Annotated in this window: 16 protein-coding genes; 8 read left to right on the forward strand and 8 right to left on the reverse strand. The window is 44.3% G+C overall.

Annotation, left to right across the window (positions count from 1 at the left end):
- The coding region (locus AB4589_RS23745) for a transketolase-like TK C-terminal-containing protein (protein ID WP_372101820.1) at window positions 1-734 on the forward strand (734 nt) is incomplete at its 5' end.
- Between the two features lie 185 nt (window positions 735-919).
- Here AB4589_RS23745 and AB4589_RS23750 read toward each other — a convergent pair.
- Together AB4589_RS23750 and helD are read right to left on the reverse strand one after the other, a co-directional pair.
- The gene (locus AB4589_RS23750) at window positions 920-1,270 is read right to left on the reverse strand and encodes a VOC family protein (protein WP_017103728.1); all 351 of its coding nucleotides are present in this window, start codon (window positions 1,268-1,270) and stop codon (window positions 920-922) included.
- A 152-nt stretch (window positions 1,271-1,422) separates the two neighbouring features.
- Window positions 1,423-3,498, reverse strand: a complete 2,076-nt coding sequence (helD, locus tag AB4589_RS23755) for a DNA helicase IV (RefSeq protein WP_371709259.1) — start codon at window positions 3,496-3,498, stop codon at window positions 1,423-1,425.
- Between the two features lie 177 nt (window positions 3,499-3,675).
- Between helD and yccS the strand changes: the two genes are divergently transcribed.
- The 5 genes from yccS to AB4589_RS23780 all read left to right on the forward strand — a co-directional run bounded on the left by yccS (window position 3,676) and on the right by AB4589_RS23780 (window position 9,211).
- Window positions 3,676-5,862, forward strand: a complete 2,187-nt coding sequence (gene yccS / locus AB4589_RS23760; protein ID WP_017098466.1) for a YccS family putative transporter — start codon at window positions 3,676-3,678, stop codon at window positions 5,860-5,862.
- Between the two features lie 353 nt (window positions 5,863-6,215).
- Window positions 6,216-6,377 (forward strand): hypothetical protein, encoded by a 162-nt coding sequence (locus AB4589_RS23765; RefSeq protein WP_009845576.1) that lies wholly within the window; start codon window positions 6,216-6,218, stop codon window positions 6,375-6,377.
- Between the two features lie 121 nt (window positions 6,378-6,498).
- Window positions 6,499-6,819, forward strand: a complete 321-nt coding sequence (locus AB4589_RS23770) for a hypothetical protein (protein ID WP_009845577.1) — start codon at window positions 6,499-6,501, stop codon at window positions 6,817-6,819.
- Window positions 6,820-6,986: 167 nt separating this feature from the next.
- Window positions 6,987-8,246, forward strand: coding sequence for a hydroxymethylglutaryl-CoA reductase (locus tag AB4589_RS23775; RefSeq protein WP_029223050.1), 1,260 nt, complete (start codon window positions 6,987-6,989; stop codon window positions 8,244-8,246).
- Window positions 8,247-8,299: 53 nt separating this feature from the next.
- A complete protein-coding gene (locus tag AB4589_RS23780; protein WP_009845579.1) occupies window positions 8,300-9,211 on the forward strand; it encodes a LysR family transcriptional regulator in 912 nt (303 codons plus the stop codon).
- Window positions 9,212-9,276: 65 nt separating this feature from the next.
- Here AB4589_RS23780 and AB4589_RS23785 read toward each other — a convergent pair whose 3' ends face one another.
- The 3 genes from AB4589_RS23785 to AB4589_RS23795 form a co-directional block, all read right to left on the reverse strand.
- A complete protein-coding gene (locus tag AB4589_RS23785; RefSeq protein ID WP_371708305.1) occupies window positions 9,277-10,191 on the reverse strand; it encodes a YjjW family glycine radical enzyme activase in 915 nt (304 codons plus the stop codon).
- A 49-nt stretch (window positions 10,192-10,240) separates the two neighbouring features.
- The gene (locus AB4589_RS23790) at window positions 10,241-11,806 is read right to left on the reverse strand and encodes a YjjI family glycine radical enzyme (protein WP_371708306.1); all 1,566 of its coding nucleotides are present in this window, start codon (window positions 11,804-11,806) and stop codon (window positions 10,241-10,243) included.
- A 409-nt stretch (window positions 11,807-12,215) separates the two neighbouring features.
- On the reverse strand, window positions 12,216-12,815 hold the full coding sequence (locus AB4589_RS23795; protein WP_009845582.1) for a class I SAM-dependent methyltransferase: 600 nt from the start codon (window positions 12,813-12,815) through the stop codon (window positions 12,216-12,218).
- A 161-nt stretch (window positions 12,816-12,976) separates the two neighbouring features.
- Here AB4589_RS23795 and AB4589_RS23800 point away from each other — a divergent pair, with 161 nt between their 5' ends.
- Complete coding sequence (locus tag AB4589_RS23800) at window positions 12,977-13,855, forward strand: LysR family transcriptional regulator (protein WP_009845583.1); 879 nt, start codon at window positions 12,977-12,979, stop codon at window positions 13,853-13,855.
- Window positions 13,856-13,916: 61 nt separating this feature from the next.
- Here the strand turns inward: AB4589_RS23800 and AB4589_RS23805 are convergent, their stop codons facing one another.
- The gene (locus AB4589_RS23805) at window positions 13,917-14,267 is read right to left on the reverse strand and encodes a hypothetical protein (RefSeq protein ID WP_009845584.1); all 351 of its coding nucleotides are present in this window, start codon (window positions 14,265-14,267) and stop codon (window positions 13,917-13,919) included.
- 282 nt (window positions 14,268-14,549) lie between these two features.
- Between AB4589_RS23805 and AB4589_RS23810 the strand changes: the two genes are divergently transcribed.
- A complete protein-coding gene (locus AB4589_RS23810) occupies window positions 14,550-15,446 on the forward strand; it encodes a cation diffusion facilitator family transporter (protein WP_065105429.1) in 897 nt (298 codons plus the stop codon).
- A gap of 18 nt (window positions 15,447-15,464) precedes the next feature.
- On the opposite strand, the gene yddG is transcribed toward AB4589_RS23810, so the two are convergent.
- Together yddG and yjjG are read right to left on the reverse strand one after the other, a co-directional pair.
- Window positions 15,465-16,391: an aromatic amino acid DMT transporter YddG gene (yddG, locus tag AB4589_RS23815; RefSeq protein ID WP_017101727.1), complete on the reverse strand. Its 927-nt coding sequence runs from the start codon at window positions 16,389-16,391 to the stop codon at window positions 15,465-15,467.
- A gap of 172 nt (window positions 16,392-16,563) precedes the next feature.
- A complete protein-coding gene (gene yjjG / locus AB4589_RS23820; RefSeq protein WP_372101821.1) occupies window positions 16,564-17,238 on the reverse strand; it encodes a pyrimidine 5'-nucleotidase in 675 nt (224 codons plus the stop codon).
- Between the last annotated feature and the right edge of the window lie 276 nt (window positions 17,239-17,514).

A 17,514-nucleotide genomic window follows, 5' to 3' on the forward strand; every position in this document is an offset into this window, starting at 1 on the left:
TCGCTCTGCACGGTGGTTTCGTACCATACGGCGCAACGTTCCTAATGTTCATGGAATACGCACGTAACGCAATGCGTATGGCTGCTCTGATGAAAACTCAGAACATCCAAGTTTACACGCACGATTCGATCGGCCTAGGCGAAGATGGTCCAACTCACCAACCAGTTGAGCAGATCGCTTCTCTACGTCTAACTCCAAACATGAGCACATGGCGTCCATGTGACCAAGTTGAGTCTGCTGTTGCTTGGAAACTGGCAATCGAACGTAAAGATGGTCCTTCTGCACTTATCTTCTCTCGTCAGAACCTTGCACAGCAAGACCGTGACGCTGAGCAAGTGGCAAACATCGCTAAGGGTGGTTACATCCTGAAAGATTGTGAAGGCAAACCAGAGCTTATCCTTATCGCAACTGGTTCTGAAGTTGAGCTAGCGGTTAGCGCTGCTGCTGAACTAACAGCTGAAGGCAAGAAAGTACGCGTAGTCTCTATGCCTGCTACTGACGCATTCGACAAGCAAGACGCAGAATACCGCGAGTCTGTACTTCCATCTGACGTTACAGCACGTATCGCAGTAGAAGCTGGTATCGCTGACTTCTGGTACAAATACGTTGGCTTCGGTGGCAAGATCATCGGCATGACAACGTTCGGCGAATCTGCACCAGCAGGCGAGCTATTCAAGATGTTCGGTTTCACTACTGAAAACGTAGTAAACACAGCAAAAGAGATTCTTGCTTAGTCTTGATTAAATTGCCTCGCCCTTAATTGGGTTGATGCATTATTAGTTCTACAATACCAAACGTATAAAGTGAAACTAAAAGGCCTGACTTCGATAGTCAGGCCTTGATTACCGCTTAACAGAAATATCCAACGTTACAGGATCATTTCACATAGTGGCTTTTTATTTACCAGAATCTTAACTCTCTACTTATCGCTCCACACAGCCATTTCATTACCACTTGGCTCTCTAAAATGGAAGCGTCGCCCGCCGGGAAAGCTGAATATCTCACGGTTTATCTCGCCACCAGCATCCAACACCTCACACTCGGTTTGCTCAAGATCTTCGCTATAAAAAACCATCAACGCCGCACCACTTTCAGCATTGGACGCTAGATCCGCTAAATAAAACCCACCCATTAAGCCTTTACCTTCAAAAGCAGAATACTCAGGGCCGTAGTCTTCAAAGATCCAACCAAACACTTGGCTGAAAAACGCCTTCGTAGCGGCGATGTCTCGCGCAGCAAATTCAATGTAGTTAATAGAGCCGTGTTCCATAGCTGATTCCTTCTGCTTTATGCCTTTTTCCTAATGATAATATCTTACGCCCTAATTAGAATAGCTAGCACGCTAATGATAATAGCTTACGCCCTAATGAGCATAGAGAGCGTGCTTGAAGATCTAGTCTTAGACAATTACGCCAAGTGACATCACTTTTTACGAACGACAGGGTAATCAGAGCCATGCAGTTCTTGTACAAAACCAGAACCGTCGCCACTGTGCGTGATCCATACTTTTTCTTTCGCTCGCGTCATTGCCACGTAAAACAAACGACGCTCTTCCGCATAAGGGAACACATCCGAAGATTCAGTCAACGCGCCATCAATGTGCAATTGTTTCTTCTTCGCGGGGAACTGTCCTTCATCAACGCAAAGAATAATCACGAAATCCGCTTCTTTACCCTTACTCGCGTGACAAGTCATGAAGCTGATATCAATTGAGGTATAGATCTTTTTCCAGTCTTCCAACAGCTCTGGTTTGTGGTAATGATTTCGCCCAAGCAACATAACGGATTTATTCGCTTTACCTTTTGCTTGCCTGTTTATCTGATCGAGTATCTTCTCAACTTCTTTGCTTGGCGCACTATAAACCGACTTCTGCTTCTGTTGTTTGAAGCTGTTGAGCTCTTTTGGTAGTTGAATCGGGTTTTCCTGCACAAAGCGATTGGCAACCGAACCTAACTGATTGTTAAATCGATAAGTCGTATCTAGATGATGAATTGTCGAGCTCTCAAAACGATCTTTAAAGCCCGTCGTTAGATCAACATCTGCACCCGCGAACTGGTAAATTGACTGCCAGTCATCACCTACGGCAAAAATAGAAGCTTGGTGCTGCGCTTTCGATTGATTGCACAAGGCTTCAACCAAGGCTAAACGATCTGGTGAGATATCTTGATATTCATCGATCATGATGAACTTCCAAGGCGAAATGAATTTCCCCTTCTCGACATACTGTGTCGCTCGGCTGATCATGATTGAGAAGTCGATATGATTCTGTTCTTTCAATTCCTTTTGCCAAGCGGTTACGCATGGCCAACACAGTGAAAGCTCGCTATTGAGGCGCGTATAGTCACGGTGATCAATCAGTTGTTGCTGTACTTCTTTTTTCGTTAAACCCGATGCATTCAACTGTTCAAGTTGCTTTTCAAGCCAACCAATCAATTTAAGATTTGAAACATGACTACCTAGCTCATCATCACCGGTTAAATAAGCAATTGGCCATTTAGACAAGTGCTTTTGCCAACGTTTAAAGTTGGTCGGCGTCATCCAGTGCTTCTTCAACCAATCAATGCACCATGCTTGGCGTTGGTTGTCATCGAGTGCGATCGGAGAAATAACCACGCGTTCGGGTTCAACTTGATTCAGTATCTTTAGACCCAACTGGTGGAAAGTACTGACTTGCACCTTCTCGGCTGATATGCCAATTTTGCTGTTAAGGCGCTGCTTCATCTCTTCCGCGGCTTCACGACCAAAGGCGAGCAGTAACAACTCTTCAGCTTGAGCTTGGTGGCTTTGCAATAAATACGCGACGCGAGCTGTGAGAACACTGGTTTTACCTGAGCCTGCGCCCGCTAAAATAAGGTTGTGATCATCATTCATCAAGACCGCATATTGTTGCGATAAGTTCAGGGGTGACGACTCACATTGAGCAAACAATACTTCCCAATTTTGTCTTTCTGTCTCTAACCACTGTTGATTCCTCTCGGCTTGCTGAATTTCCGTTTCAGACAACCATGGCTGCATTCGAGCAATGCGGTTTGGCATGCGCTGTGCCGCTTCCTCTAGAGTCATCGTCATATTTTCCAGACCTGCGTTGACCATGTCGACCCAAGTCTTCACTTTAGAATGCGGTAGGAAAGCAGGAAGTTGCTCAAGACGTGTCAATTCATCTTCCCATTGAGGAACGTGCTCTGCCAACTGTTCACATTGTCTGTCATGCCACTTCTGATAAGCAGCAACCGATGCGCGCGCAAATTGACGACATTGTTCCCATGGAAGGCCTTGGACTAACCAGCTTCGCTGTTTGCCATCTTGTTGATTAGCAAAAAACTGCAACGATCCCCAAAACAATCCGCGCTTTATCGCGATCTTGCCACTCCAAATAGTGAAAGGGATACGTTCTTCACTGCCTACTGAAGATAACAGCAGGCGTGGACCATCAAGCTCAACTTGATGATATTCATTTTGAATAAAAAACTGTGCAGTCTTATTAGCGCTTAGCTGCATTGGAGCGTGCTCTTTAATTGGGAATATTGAATTTATATCATGATGCAGTGAGAATTAATAATGTCTCACTGCTTATCGACGCTTTCATGACCACCTAGGGGCAATTATGGATAAGTATCAAATTCTTGTGCTTGATTTCTGTTAGGATTATGGTTTTAGTGTGTCAAGTGAGCGACTGTGGACTTCTCAGCAAAACTACGCCTTTATTGGGCGAATAAAACCATAAATTACAGCGTATTAATTCTCATCACTCTGCTCGGTGTTGTAGTACCTGCTTGGTATTATGGTCAAAACACACTGATCACACCATTAATTTTAGGGGTTATTGCTGCGGCTCTTGCTGAAAGTGATGACAGCTTTACCGGACGTTTGAAAGCACTCACGCTAACCTTTATCTGTTTTGCCGTTGCAGCCTTCTCTATTGAAATTCTCTTCGACACCCCTTGGCTGTTCGCGATAGGGCTTTTCGTTTCAACCTTCTCTTTTATTATACTTGGGGCAATTGGTCCTAAATATGCCAGTATCGCGTTTGGTTCGCTGCTTGTTGCTATCTATACCATGCTCGGTGCCCATGAGAGCACCAACCTTTGGTTTCAACCGCTTCTACTTTTAACCGGCGCCGCTTGGTACTACTTCATGTCGATGATTTGGCAGATTGTTTGGCCGATGCAGCCCGTACAGCAAAACCTGGCGACGGTATTCGATCAAATCGGCAATTACATCGGCTCAAAAGCGGAACTCTTCTACCCTGTATCTGACCTTATTCCTCAGCCACATCGCATTATTGAAGCTAAGTTAAACGCCAGTACCGTTAATGCACTCAACATGTGTAAAGCAACACTGCTTAACCGATCTAAGCGCGGGCACATTGATGGTCCGAGTGACCGATTCCTAAACACCTATTTCATCGCACAAGACATTCATGAACGCGTGAGCTCTACCCACTACCGCTATCAAGAGCTGGCAAAGCACTTTGAACGCTCTGATGTGTTGTTTCGATTCAAGTATCTACTAGAAGCCCAAGCCACAGCCTGTAAAGAAGTGGCGAGCTCATTGAAAGTCGGAGCTGAATACCAACATGGCGATAAGTCTGTATTAGCACTTGATGAGTTAATGTCTTCGCTTAACCATCTTAACCAACAGAACAAGCCCGAGTGGAAATCACTGCTCAACCAACTGGATTACTTATTCAATAACCTAGCTACCGTCGAAAAGCAGCTCTCGAATATCAGTAACCCGGATGCGGAAAAGTTGGAAGAAGACGTATTGGACGATACCAACCCTCATACTTTGACGGCAATGTGGCACAAGATCAAAGCCAACCTGAATACCGACTCGATGCTGTTTCGTCATGCAATTCGTATGGCAATCACATTGACGCTCGGCTACGGGATCATTCAAGGTTTTGAGATTGAAAGAGGTTATTGGATTTTGCTAACAACACTGTTTGTGTGCCAACCAAACTACAGTGCAACGCGACAAAAGCTGACGGCTCGTGTCATTGGCACCGTCGCAGGCTTGTTGATTGGAGTACCGTTGTTGACCTTTTTCCCATCTCAAGAGAGTCAGCTGGTATTCATTGTGGTCAGTGGCGTGATGTTCTTCGCTTTCCGTATCAATAACTACGGTTTCGCGACCGCCTTTATCACACTGCTTGTGCTCTTTTGCTTCAATCAATTAGGGGAAGGCTACGCAGTTGTATTGCCCAGACTAGCAGATACCTTCATTGGCAGCGCGCTCGCTGTTTTAGCGGTTAGCTATATCTTACCGGACTGGCAATCAAAACGACTTCACAAGGTGATGGCAGATGCGCTTGATTCCAATAAAGATTATCTCGCTCAGATCATTGGCCAATACCGTGTAGGCAAAAAAGACAGCCTTAGCTATCGTATTGCACGCCGCAGTGCACATAACAATGATGCAAATCTGACTGCCGCTGTTAGTAGCATGCTGGTTGAGCCGGGTAAGTATCGTACATCTGAAGATGAGAGCTTCCGATTCCTAACACTCAATCATGCACTACTCAGCTATATCTCTGCTCTGGGAGCTCATAGAACACGTATCGATGACGAAGCAACACACAAACTGGTACTGGACGCACACAGAGTAATACACGAGCATCTCGACGCTCTCAACGACCAGCTGTTTTGTCATCAAGAACAATGCGAAGTAAAAAACGCTTACGATCCTGAACTTGATAAGCGTTTAAGTGAATGGAGAGAAGAGGATGAGAGCTCTGTTAGAATGGTTCTACAACAGCTACATTTGATTTATCGAATGCTTCCAGAACTGCATACCTTAGCCACAAAATTTGCAGTTAAAGTTAAGATTGAAAAGCCGCTTGAAAAAGAAGTTTCAAGATGAAAAACAAAACAACAGTAAAAACAAAAAGATAACGAAACTGCTCATTTTTTTGAACACTCCGTGTGTTTATACATTGCTCTACCAAAAGGCTCATCTAGGTAGAGCAACCACTTGCCTACCCTTTATCTACAAGGGCCGTTCAAATCTTACACGCATGTAAACTTGCTGACTTTGATTGACTCATCCATAACTTTGCCTAACATTCCTCGGACAAAAAACAACCAAAGGGATCTATAGTTGTCTTAGTTTTAGGAAACTTCAAACTTCATTTAATATTCACTTAATCTTGTTTGATTTATTGAATCAGTAAGCTATGCTCCATTGAGCATATGAATTTGAACTAAGGTCTCATTATGAATACACAGCAATTTGAAGCATTTAAGCAGAAAATACAGCTCCTTAACCCGCAGCAATTGAAAGCACTTCAAGGTGAAATAGACGAAAACCTTGAAACAGATCAACCTTCTCTTTTGACAGATGAAGAGTTAAACGTACTGAATGAGTTGTTCAATTAATAGACTAATGTCACTATTTTAGCTTAAATCCACCTGATCTTAGTAATTTGTAGCCGTTCTCCATTGCACTCAAAATATCGTCCGCCTAGACTCATTTCATACGTCAATAAAAGGTTCTGCTATGTCGATATCTGGTATTCAATCTGGTTACGCCATCATTCAGCAGTCAACCAACATGGCTGAAGAAGCCGCTATCGAGCTTAACCAAAACTCCAAACACTCTCCAAAAACCAACGACACTTTCCAAACTAGCGATTTGAGCTTCAATCAAATAGAACCTGAACAACCCATTTCGTTTAAAGAGAAAGAGCCTGAACCAGCTTCTTCCTCTACTGAAGCGTTATTAAAGCTGACACAGAGCGCAAATTACAACCGTGTTGGTGCGAGTGTGGTTGATCGTCAAAACGAAGCCATTGGTAGCCTTCTCGATATCCATATCTGATTCGAGCTACTATTTATCGATTTGATGGTTACCCTCTTTTTGACTAACAAATGGCTCTAAATCCATACAAACTGTAACTCATTATATCAGGCACTTGTTTCTGGTTTATTACTCGGTAGAATCAGCGCAAATCAATTTTGCTGCACAAACTTTACTTCATACTATTTATGCCAAAACTAAATCTGCATCGCCGTGACTATGTTTCTATTTTAGGAGGCGACATCTCCGCAGACGAATTAGAAAAGAAGCTCCAGCCTCATTTTGATAAGCCAGTGAATAAACTGACTCCGAGCCCTTACCTGACTGAAAAAAACCTTACACGTCGCTGGGCGGCTCTCGATAATGCAGACTCGCAGCAAGAACTGCTCGACCCTCATACTCAAAGCCAGATTCAGGCTTATGAGAAAAACATAGAGCACTTTATTGGCACGGTAAAAGTCCCTGTTGGTATATCTGGCCCTTTAAGAGTCAATGGCCTGTTTGCTAAAGGCGACTACCTAGTCCCACTTGCAACCACTGAAGCGGCGCTTGTCGCGTCGTATAACCGTGGTTCAAAGCTGATCACAGCTTGTGGTGGTGCAAGTGCAATGTTGCTCAATGAAGGCGTAACACGCACTCCTGGTTTCGCATTCCAAGGATTAGTTGAAGCAGGACAGTTTGTGGCATGGGCAGTGACCCAGTATGACCAATTTAAAACCTTAGCTGAATCAACAACGTCGCACGGCAAACTTACCGACATCAATATCAACATCGAAGGTAACCATGTTTACTTGGTGTTTGAATTTCTAACCGGAGACGCTTCTGGTCAGAATATGGTAACTATCGCGACCAACGCTGTATTTGAGTACATCATAGAAAATACGCCGGTTAAGCCCGATCATGCTTTCCTTGATGGCAACTTATCAGGCGATAAGAAAGCCAATACACAAACCTTGCGCAGCGTTCGTGGTAAAAAAGTCACAGCCGAGGTCAATATCTCTGCTGAACTTGTCGCTAAGTACCTCCACACCACACCAGAGAAGATGGTGCAGTTCGGACAAATGACCACAGTCGGTGGCGCTCTAAGCGGTACGATTGGTATCAATGCTCATTATGCCAATGCACTTGCTGCACTCTACATTGCTTGCGGTCAAGACGCGGCGTGTGTTGCTGAGTCTGCGATTGGTATGACTCGTATGGAGCTCAACAAAGAAGGTGGTTTGTACGCGAGTGTAACGCTGCCTAACTTGATGTTAGGAACAGTCGGTGGCGGTACTGGCCTACCAAGCCAAAAAGCGTGTCTCGATTTACTAGGGCTACACGGCAACGGTAAATCACAAGCCTTAGCTGAGGTTTGTGCGGCTTTATGTTTGGCGGGTGAGCTATCGATTGTAGGCGCATTCTGTGCGGGTCACTTTTCGCGCGCTCATCACAAGTTAGCGCGCTAGTTTCTGTTATAAAACCTTAAACCGACCGTTGTCACGCATTGAGTGAGTTGTGTATGGATTACTTACATTTATCGCGAGTGAGCCTTAAACACCTCACTGCGCTTCATATTATGCTGAACACCCACAGCGTCACTCAAACGTCAGAGCAACTCTTTGTCAGCCCTTCGAGTGTGAGTAAGACATTGTCTCAGCTGCGTGACATCCTTAATGACGAACTTTTCTATCGAGACGGCACCAAGCTGATCCCGACTCCCTTTGCCCTGAAAATAGCGCCCACTGTTCACGCGATTCTTTCCAGCATGAACGGGTTACTTCACCAAAAGAGTTTTACTCCTCAGGAGTATCAAGGCAGCTTTTCACTTTCGATGCGTGAAAGTACCTTCGAAGTGTTTGCCTCGAAGATCAGCAAAATCACCACTGAACTTGCACCAAAAGCCAAACTTAATATCTATTCGAAACAAGAACTTGGATTCGATGCTTTGCTCAGTGGTAAGGTCAACTTGATCCTGTTGCCACACGATATCTCTCAACCCCCAACGGATAATAAAGAGCTGGTGTGGGAAACGATTCTTCCTGATGAAATGGTTTGTTTGATGGGTGCACACCACCCTCTCGCTCAGCAAGAACTAACGGTTGAAGGCTATTTAGATTACAAACACATTGGAATCTTAGATAACGAACTGTCTAAGCCTTACTTTGAGCAAAACTTAGTGCAATGTCATAAGCCTAGAGATATGGCGATATCGGTAGCGGACTTTGGCGCGGCTGCGGTGCTATGTCACCACACACCTTTCTTGTTCACTTGCTCAAAACAATGGGCTGAGCATGCCAAACAAGCACAAGGTTTGGTAAGTAAGCCGCTTCCTTTTGATTACGGAAAAGTAGCGTATAGTTTGGTATGGAACAAGCCAAACATGAATGATCAGGCGATCAAATGGTTGTGTGACTTGTTTTTAGAAGCCTAGACCTTTGTTAGAAGCAGATTGAACTAACAAGACTGGTTTTATAAAGACTGAAATTTGATAAGAGACTAAGTATATACCTCAGGGGTTTGCATTGCTCTTTGAACAATTGAGTAGAGCTTATCGTGAAAGCTCTGCATTTGTTGTTCGGTGCATTTAGGCCACTCTAAAGCTTCGCCAATTACCCCATGATGTTGAAACGCATTTAACCGAATTCGAACATCACTTGGCAAACCCTTCAAGTAATACCCGACCTGCTCTACCTCGATATCTAGGTCACTTTTATTAGGAATATGCAGTAACCGAACTTCATGTAATTTGCCTTTATCAGCTAAGTAGTTAATGGTTTCAAACACTCGATGGTTCCCTCTACCCACTAACCATTGATGCGTTTCAGATTGCCATGATTTTAGGTCGATCATCGCACCATCAAGGTAAGGTAATACCTTATCCCAACCTTGCTGTGTCAACGAGCCATTACTATCAATAAAACACGTTAAGTGTGCCAATTGCGGATCGCTTTTGATCGCCTGAAATAGCTCGATGATAAACGGCAATTGCATGGTCGCCTCGCCACCCGAAACGGTAATACCGCTCAGGAAGAATTGATTGTGCCTAACCAGTTCAAGCACATCTGATACCGTCATCGTGGTGATTTTGGGGCTAGACTTATGATCACAGATATCGACGCACTGATCGCAGTTGGTACACGCTAACGGATCCCACTTCACTTTGCCTTCAATAAGACTCAGAGCACTGCTCGGGCAGCCACTCACGCAGTCTCCACAATGGTTACAGTGGTTGATGGTGTGTGGATTATGACAAGTGATGCAATCGAAATTACACCCCTGTAGGAACAGCACCAAGCGATTTCCTGGTCCATCAACACAAGAAAAGGTCAGCACACGGCTGACCTTCGCTTGTTTTTCTGTCTTATTATTTTTAACCCTAGCCATTTGAGTTGTTAGATCAGAAATTTTCATAATTCACATTGTTCGTATTCGAGAAACACATAACATGCGTACGTTAAAGCTATTCGTATGTCGGCGACATCTCTAAGCTCGCTACGCGTGGTTTACGCTCTAGTATGCCCGTATTTTTTGCAGCTTCAGCACCAAGGAAAGTGGTATTGGTGCGTGAACCTTGCTCGTCATATTTGGCAATGTCAGACAGCTTAATCATATAACCTGTCACACGAACCAAATCGTTCGATGCTACGTTAGCGGTGAACTCACGGTAACCCGCTTGAATCGCCCCTTTGCACAGGTTGAACATCGCTTCTGGATTGGACTTCACCGTTTCGTCGATGGTCAGAATGTCGCTGATACCCGACGTGTAGAACTTGTGGTGACCAGCCGTCGCACGTACGTAAGACACTGGATCCGGTTCTGTTCCATAAGGGATGCGTACACCCGGCGTCACATCTTCATCTAGGCTGATACCACCTTGAGCGTGTAACAGAGCCTTACCTTCCAGCCCATATTTCACTTCCGAGCTTTCAACGATTTCAGCCAACTTTTCGGAAATACGATGACCGAGCTGGTTTGCCGACTCATCGCGACCATAGCGCCCTGCTTTGCCTTCTTTTTCCATTAAGATGTTGACCGCTTCTGCCATACCATAAATACCAAACATTGGCGCAAAGCGATCTTCTTCAATAAGGCCTTCTTTGGTTAAGAAGCCTTCAAAGAAGTTAGACTCTTCATGTAAGAAGCGACTACGTGCATTCATCAATTCGATCATGATGCTGCTGTAGTTAGGTAGTACTTGCTGTAAGAAGTCTACGCTGTCTTCAGATTTCAGAGCCACTTGCTTGAGGTTCATACGTACTAGCGTGTTTGAACCACCCGCCAGAGGCAAAGAGTTGTAGCAACTCACGATGCCAAAACGCTTATCTCCGTACGCAGCGGCGTGTGCAGGATAATTGGCAATGTGCGGCTTGCTGCATTCACAGATATTGCTCGCAGCATGACGAAGCAGGTCATCAGATGTGACTGCAGGGTCGTACATAAAGGTTAAGTTAGGTGCGATCTGCTTGAGTTCAGCATCCACACGTAAAATAGTGCGACATACAATGTTGTCACTAGGGCCAATATTAACGTGCATGAAGGCATCTGGCAGCGTGCGATCCAGCATGATCCAGAACAGCTTCAGCTTTTGGTATACCTGCTCATCCGTCAAACCGCCAACAAAAGGCATCAACACATCGTCCAACTGGCCTAAGTAAACCGGAATTGAAGTCACTGATGGAACGTGATGATAAAGGATGGTGAGCATGTTCAATGCTTCGTCGAAATTAGTAGCCGCGCTAAGCTCTAAATACTTGGAGCCTTGATGTAAGTATTTAGAATAATCAGGAAGCACATAGCGCGGCTTAAATGGGGCGTGACCTTCAAACATGTCACACAGCACACCTTGTTGTAAGGCTTGCTCTACTTCATTGCTTACCGGCATATACGGCAGACTGGCTTCAGCTTCTAAGGCAAGATAGCTCGACTTCTGTTTTGGGGACAGGTTGGCATCTGAAATGATATTGCTAAAGCATTGTTGTTGTTCTGAAAGTGTTGAAGAAGTAGATGACGCAGATTGGTGGCTCATGATTAAACCCTTAATATTCTTATGGGCTTATTTTATATCTCACACTTACATTTCCACTAATGAAATGTATGCAAGCCTACATTTCCAAAATGGAAAACACCATTTGTAACTTAGTAATTTATGAATAGATAGCTTATAAATTTTGTGAATAGACAGTTTTTAAATTGGCCATTTGCCAATTAACGATGGTTGTTTATCGATGATTGTCGTTGGGGAAGGGAAAGAATGAGCAGAAGAGATTAGGCCGCTTAATTGAACCGTTTAGTTTAAAACGCAAGTGCGTATAAATAGAAAACCCACATAACGGATCCAAAGATCGTTGATGTGGGTTTAGTCAATTAAGCGTGAGTGCAGTTATCTGGAGTTATCTATACGTCAACTCCAGATACGTCAACTACAGACAAGTAACCTATAGGTGAGGAACCACTTGTTTACGGCCTACACCCATCAGAACCTTCAAAGTACCTTGTGGGGTGTCGATTGAAAACGGTGTTGAGACTTCAACAATCGAAAAACCTGCTGCGCTCAATACATTCTGGGAGCGCTGTTCGCTGACCCCAAAATCTTCGCTGTCGTTTTCTAAGTACCAATCCCAGTGTACAAAAACCCCATCGTTTTCTAACAGAGTATAAATAAGGCTGACCGTATCTTGTAGGTTCGGAATAAAGCCACATACCGAAGAGGCTACCACTAAGTCAAACTGATTTCTGAATGCTGGGTGTTGGGCTGCAAGTCCGCGCGATAAGATATCAACGACGGGCTCTACATTAGACAGCTCTTTTTTATCTAACTCTTCAATCATCCCTTCTGAGATATCGAGAGCGATGATCTCTTTTGCAAAAGGAGATATTTTCTGGCTGAGTAATCCTGTACCACAACCAAAATCAAGGACACGGGTTCCGTTCAAATCAACGAGCTGTGTTAACTGGTCAAATGCGGACTGTGCGAATACAGCAGTAGCGGGGTCGTTATCCCAATCAGGTGCGTACTCGTCCCATTGTTTCGCCATCATGGCCTCCATCTTTACTTCTTGTAGGTTCGGAACGCCCCCAGAATAAACCAAATTAGTCAATTCGTCATAGAGTTATCATGCAAAGATGGACTATTTCTAAGATAGTCAGCACAATATTCAGATAATATGCACCGCCACCCGCTCAATATGGAAATGAAATGAACCTTTCTCAAGTCCAAGCCTTTTGTTCTGTTGCTGATTTAGGATCCGTCTCTGAAGCTGCTCGACAGCTTGAATGCAACCGAACCAAACTGAGCATGTCGATCAAAGCCTTGGAAAAAGAGTTAGATGTCGAACTGTTTGTTCGCAGCGGTAACCATGTCGAACTGTCTGAAGCAGGCAAAGCCATCTACAAAGATTGCGAAGGCATGTTGGTAACGGCAGCACGCATTAAGCAAACCTGCTTACATGTTTCGGGTGAATTCAACGCCGAGATTTGGATCGCACGCGACGATTCCCTTCCCGATGAAATGTGGCAAAGTTTGTCGCACGCCCTAAACAACAAATACCCTTCCACTTCTTTCAACTTCGTTCTCGCGTCTAGTGGCGACTTGGCTAATCTTGTCGAAACTCAGCAAGTTGATTTTGCGTTTGGTGTCGATTACGAGCGTGTCGACGACCCAAGAATTATCTACAACCCACTCGGCAAGATCCGAATGATGTCGGTATGTAAGAAAGGGCATGATTTGAGTGCGATGCGAAGAGTGTCGGATGAAGTACTAAGAAATTCGATGCAAGCGACCATGGTTTATCTCAATGAAAAAGATAACCCTGAGCTTGAGCCCTTCTCTCGCCGATACATTGGTTTTTCTAGCTTCGATTTTATGTTGGATACGATTCTAAGAGAAGATGCATGGGGCGTAATGCCTGAGCCATTAATACGCCATTTATTGCGTGAACAAGAACTGGCAGTGATCAAGCACACATATGGCCTGACTCAAGAAGACTACTGTATGTTTACCGCGGCAGGTATGGCAGAACACCCAGGTATGAATTGGTTAGCGGATCAGATCAGCGATTACTTGTTTGATTTCTAAAGTGTCAGATAATGTTCTATCTCGACACTTAAAATCGTCTAACAAATAGAAAGCCCTCTCTTTAGAAGACCATCACGTGATCCACTAAATAACGTCCGTCTTCTTCAACTAACACCATTTCTGCCACAAATTCGCCTTTCGCAATGGTATACGCTTGCTTCCAAACAAAGGCGATGGAATCGGAGCGTCTGAATAGCGCCACAGGCTCACGTTCAGCAAAAAAGCCATTACTGTGCTGATAATGATGACACACCTTTTCCAGATACTCAGGCGTCACAATATCCTTCATGCGCTGCGTAAAGTCTCGGCAGTGTTGAGCATGGTCAACCTTGGTTGAACCGTCCATCAAATTGTCCATGATCGGGTTAGCAATCGCCCACAACTCGCTATCGTTGAGATCATCAAATTTCATCTTCATCCATTCCTTTGAAACTGCAGCCAAATAACACAATTCGATAAAACGCTTGCAACCAATCGGTTTTATTAATCATAAGCGATCTTATTTTACTTGCACACCATCTCTAGAAAACAGTCATCGTCAACTTTACTGACACCCGAGTCTGTCACTAAGTTATTGAATTATAATAACTTGAGTATAAAACGAGTTACCGACATATAAACGTCATCAGATAAAGTTTGTAAAGCTAGCTCAATATTAGAACAATGAAGTTATCAAAAACATCTGGAAAATATTATGTGTGACAGGAAAAGCCAAAACGAAAACCGAGTACTATTGTTCTCAGCCCTTTTAGCATCAGGCTTCGCGATTGGCGGATTGGTGTTGGGTCTTCTCGTTGGCTCTCTAGTCATAGTATTTGACGGTGTCTATTCTCTTATCAGTTTACTGTTAACTTTATTGTCACTAGCTGCTTCGAAATACATTAATCGCCCATCAGACAGGGAGTTCCCGTTCGGTCGAGCAATCATTGAGCCAATCGTAATCGCCATTAAAGCGATTGTGATTCTGCTTGTGGTCGGTTATTCGCTTTACTCTGCGATTGGTGCTCTGATGACAGGTGGTCGTGAAGTTGATGCTTCTATCGCAACTCTGTTTGGTATTTTCAACGTATTGGGTTGTGGTTACGCTTGGTGGTACATCGCTAACAAGAGCAAACGTATTTCTTCAGGTTTGATTCAAGCTGAGTCTAAACAGTGGCAAATGGATACGCTGTTGAGTGTGGCAGTTACGGCAGGTTTCGTTGTTGCTTGGTTGGTGGCTTACTCTCCGTTTGCTGAATACGCGGTATATGCCGATCCAATGATGATGTTGCTGATGTCTTTCTACTTCATCAAAGTGCCGTTCGACATGTTGCGTGAAGCAATGCGTGAACTGCTAATGATGTCGGCAACCAAAGATATTTGTGACGCGGTAGATAAGAATGTTGTCGCTGTGGACAAAGATGCGGACCAAGATTTGGAGCTAATGGGTGTGACTAAGGTTGGTCCTGAATTAAGAATCAATGTTGATATTCATACCAACGACCAACAAGCGATTGCGGTCGATGATATTGAACGTACGCGCCGCCAACTTAAGCGACGCCTATCTAAGATGCCTTATGAGCTTCAATTGAACCTCAATATCGCGAGCTAAGAGCATTCTCTCTTAAGTTCAAGACTGAACCTCTTCAGAAGCCGACGCGTTAACCGTCGTCTTTTTGTCTCTGGTTACCCACCAGCAAGCCAGTGAACCAACAGTTACCATACATACGCCCTGCCAAAACGTCATGGTCAATGACAAGCCCAAAATCATCGAGGAAAGTAACGTCGCGAAGATTGGCGTAAAGTAAGACATGGTTGCAAGAAACACCATATTCCCCCCCAGAATCGCTGTGTTCCAAAGCGCGTAACCAGCCCCCATACATGCCCCAGCAAGCACTAAGTCAATCGCAGCACTTGAAGTCATCACCATGCCGGTTTCATCACTCAATGCGTATTTGATCCACAAAGTGATCGCCGTAGCGATAAAGAAAAGCACAATCGCATTCTGTCCTTTAGCAACGCGTTGGGTGTAATTGCAATATACCGCCCAAATAATCGCGCCGAAGAATGCCATCGAATAGGTTTTAGGGTTGGTTGCAATATTAGCCGCGATTTGATCGACAGAAAGCCCCTGATCGCCGCTGATACTCCAAGCCACGCCAAAAAACGCTAAGACGATACTTGGATAAACCAACCAGTTTATCTTTTTGTCACTCAACAGCACCGCAAACAACACCGTTAGTGCAGGCCATAGGTAGTTGATAACGGCCATTTCTAAGGCTTGATGTCGGCTATTTGCCATTCCTAAAGCCAGAGCCAAGAAGATTTCGTAGCAAACGAATAAGGCACCACCGATCATCAAATACGATTTAGAGAAGCGCGACAGCTTAGGTAACCCCATAACACAGACTAACAACAGTGAGCTCACTGTATAAAGACTGGCAGCACCACCAATTGGGCCCAGTTGTTCTGACACACTACGAGACAATGCAATTAAGCAGCTCCATAGTAAAATGGCAGCAATGCCGTAGCAGCTATGGCGATGAGATTTCAGCACGCCTCTTCCTTCTCTTTATTGTAATTAGGTAATCAAAGCGAGCTTAAGCAAAGGTAGGCTTAAACACCACTATCGATAAGTTGCAGTGAGTAAAAATAAGTAGCCGAGCACATAACTGTACTCGGCTATCAATCATTTACTCAAAATTCTAAAAGCAGTTAGCAATTAGCAATTATGCCAACAAAAGTGCTTGCAGGTCAGCCAGAGACTTGACCTGATAATGAGGGTTAATTCCTGCTGGCGTCGCTTTCTCTTGGCGGTTCAACCAACAGGTCTCAATACCAAAATCCAAGCCACCTAAAATATCAGAGTGTGGGTTGTCCCCGACCATCAATACTCTTTGCTTTGATGGCAATCCAATCAGCTTGTGCGCATGCTCAAAAATTTCCGCGTCTGGTTTAGCGACACCGACTTCCTCAGAAATGATCACATGGTCAAAGTAGTCTGTCATTCCTGTTCGTTCCAAACGGATTGACTGCAGCTCTGTGAAACCATTGGTGATGATGCCCATGTTCACTTTGCCTTTTAACGACTCCATCAACTCTTTTGCACCAGAAAGCAGAGAACAGATGTCTGCCATTGCGGCTAAAAACGCACTGTTTAGTGCTGCCGTTGTTGTCTCTAATTTTGTTGCCCAGCTTTCAAAACGCGCGTGCTTCAGTTGTGCCGCCGTAATACGGCCATCTTGGTAATCGACCCATAATGGCAAATTAACCTCTTGATAAACTGAATAATCCTGTTCGCTAAAGTCCACGCCAAAACGGGAGAACATCAGCTTCATTCCTTGAAAAGCATCAAAGTGGAACAAAGTTTCATCTGCATCAAAGAATATCCAATCGTACTTCATTTTATGTCCTATTATTCGCGCGGTTGAGCAGTGCTTGTATTTATTTTCTCGTTGCCTCAAAGGCCAGATGTGCATTCTACTATCAATTTTGTGAGCCTGAATATAGTTCTAAGAATTTATAGAAAACAAGCAACAAGTCATGATGTATCGCAAATTTTGCCACATATTAAACCAATACCATACAAGAAATACACTTAAGTACCGGGAGGTACCATGAAGCACTTCTTACCGTCATCCGTCATGCTCACCCCATTCCTTATATGGAATCCACGTATT

It is taken from the genome of Vibrio sp. 10N.222.49.A3 (assembly GCF_041475145.1).
Taxonomy (GTDB): domain Bacteria; phylum Pseudomonadota; class Gammaproteobacteria; order Enterobacterales; family Vibrionaceae; genus Vibrio; species Vibrio tasmaniensis_A.

Coding starts and splice junctions, on each gene's coding strand:
- AB4589_RS23810 (WP_065105429.1), top strand. CDS start 14,550: ATGTGTGACAGGAAAAGCCAAAACGAAAACCGAGTACTATTGTTCTCA.
- AB4589_RS23780 (WP_009845579.1), top strand. CDS start 8,300: ATGGATTACTTACATTTATCGCGAGTGAGCCTTAAACACCTCACTGCG.
- AB4589_RS23750 (WP_017103728.1), bottom strand. CDS start 1,270: ATGGAACACGGCTCTATTAACTACATTGAATTTGCTGCGCGAGACATC.
- AB4589_RS23805 (WP_009845584.1), bottom strand. CDS start 14,267: ATGAAATTTGATGATCTCAACGATAGCGAGTTGTGGGCGATTGCTAAC.
- AB4589_RS23795 (WP_009845582.1), bottom strand. CDS start 12,815: ATGGCGAAACAATGGGACGAGTACGCACCTGATTGGGATAACGACCCC.
- AB4589_RS23785 (WP_371708305.1), bottom strand. CDS start 10,191: ATGAAAATTTCTGATCTAACAACTCAAATGGCTAGGGTTAAAAATAAT.
- AB4589_RS23770 (WP_009845577.1), top strand. CDS start 6,499: ATGTCGATATCTGGTATTCAATCTGGTTACGCCATCATTCAGCAGTCA.
- yjjG (WP_372101821.1), bottom strand. CDS start 17,238: ATGAAGTACGATTGGATATTCTTTGATGCAGATGAAACTTTGTTCCAC.
- AB4589_RS23765 (WP_009845576.1), top strand. CDS start 6,216: ATGAATACACAGCAATTTGAAGCATTTAAGCAGAAAATACAGCTCCTT.
- AB4589_RS23775 (WP_029223050.1), top strand. CDS start 6,987: ATGCCAAAACTAAATCTGCATCGCCGTGACTATGTTTCTATTTTAGGA.
- helD (WP_371709259.1), bottom strand. CDS start 3,498: ATGCAGCTAAGCGCTAATAAGACTGCACAGTTTTTTATTCAAAATGAA.
- AB4589_RS23790 (WP_371708306.1), bottom strand. CDS start 11,806: ATGAGCCACCAATCTGCGTCATCTACTTCTTCAACACTTTCAGAACAA.
- AB4589_RS23800 (WP_009845583.1), top strand. CDS start 12,977: ATGAACCTTTCTCAAGTCCAAGCCTTTTGTTCTGTTGCTGATTTAGGA.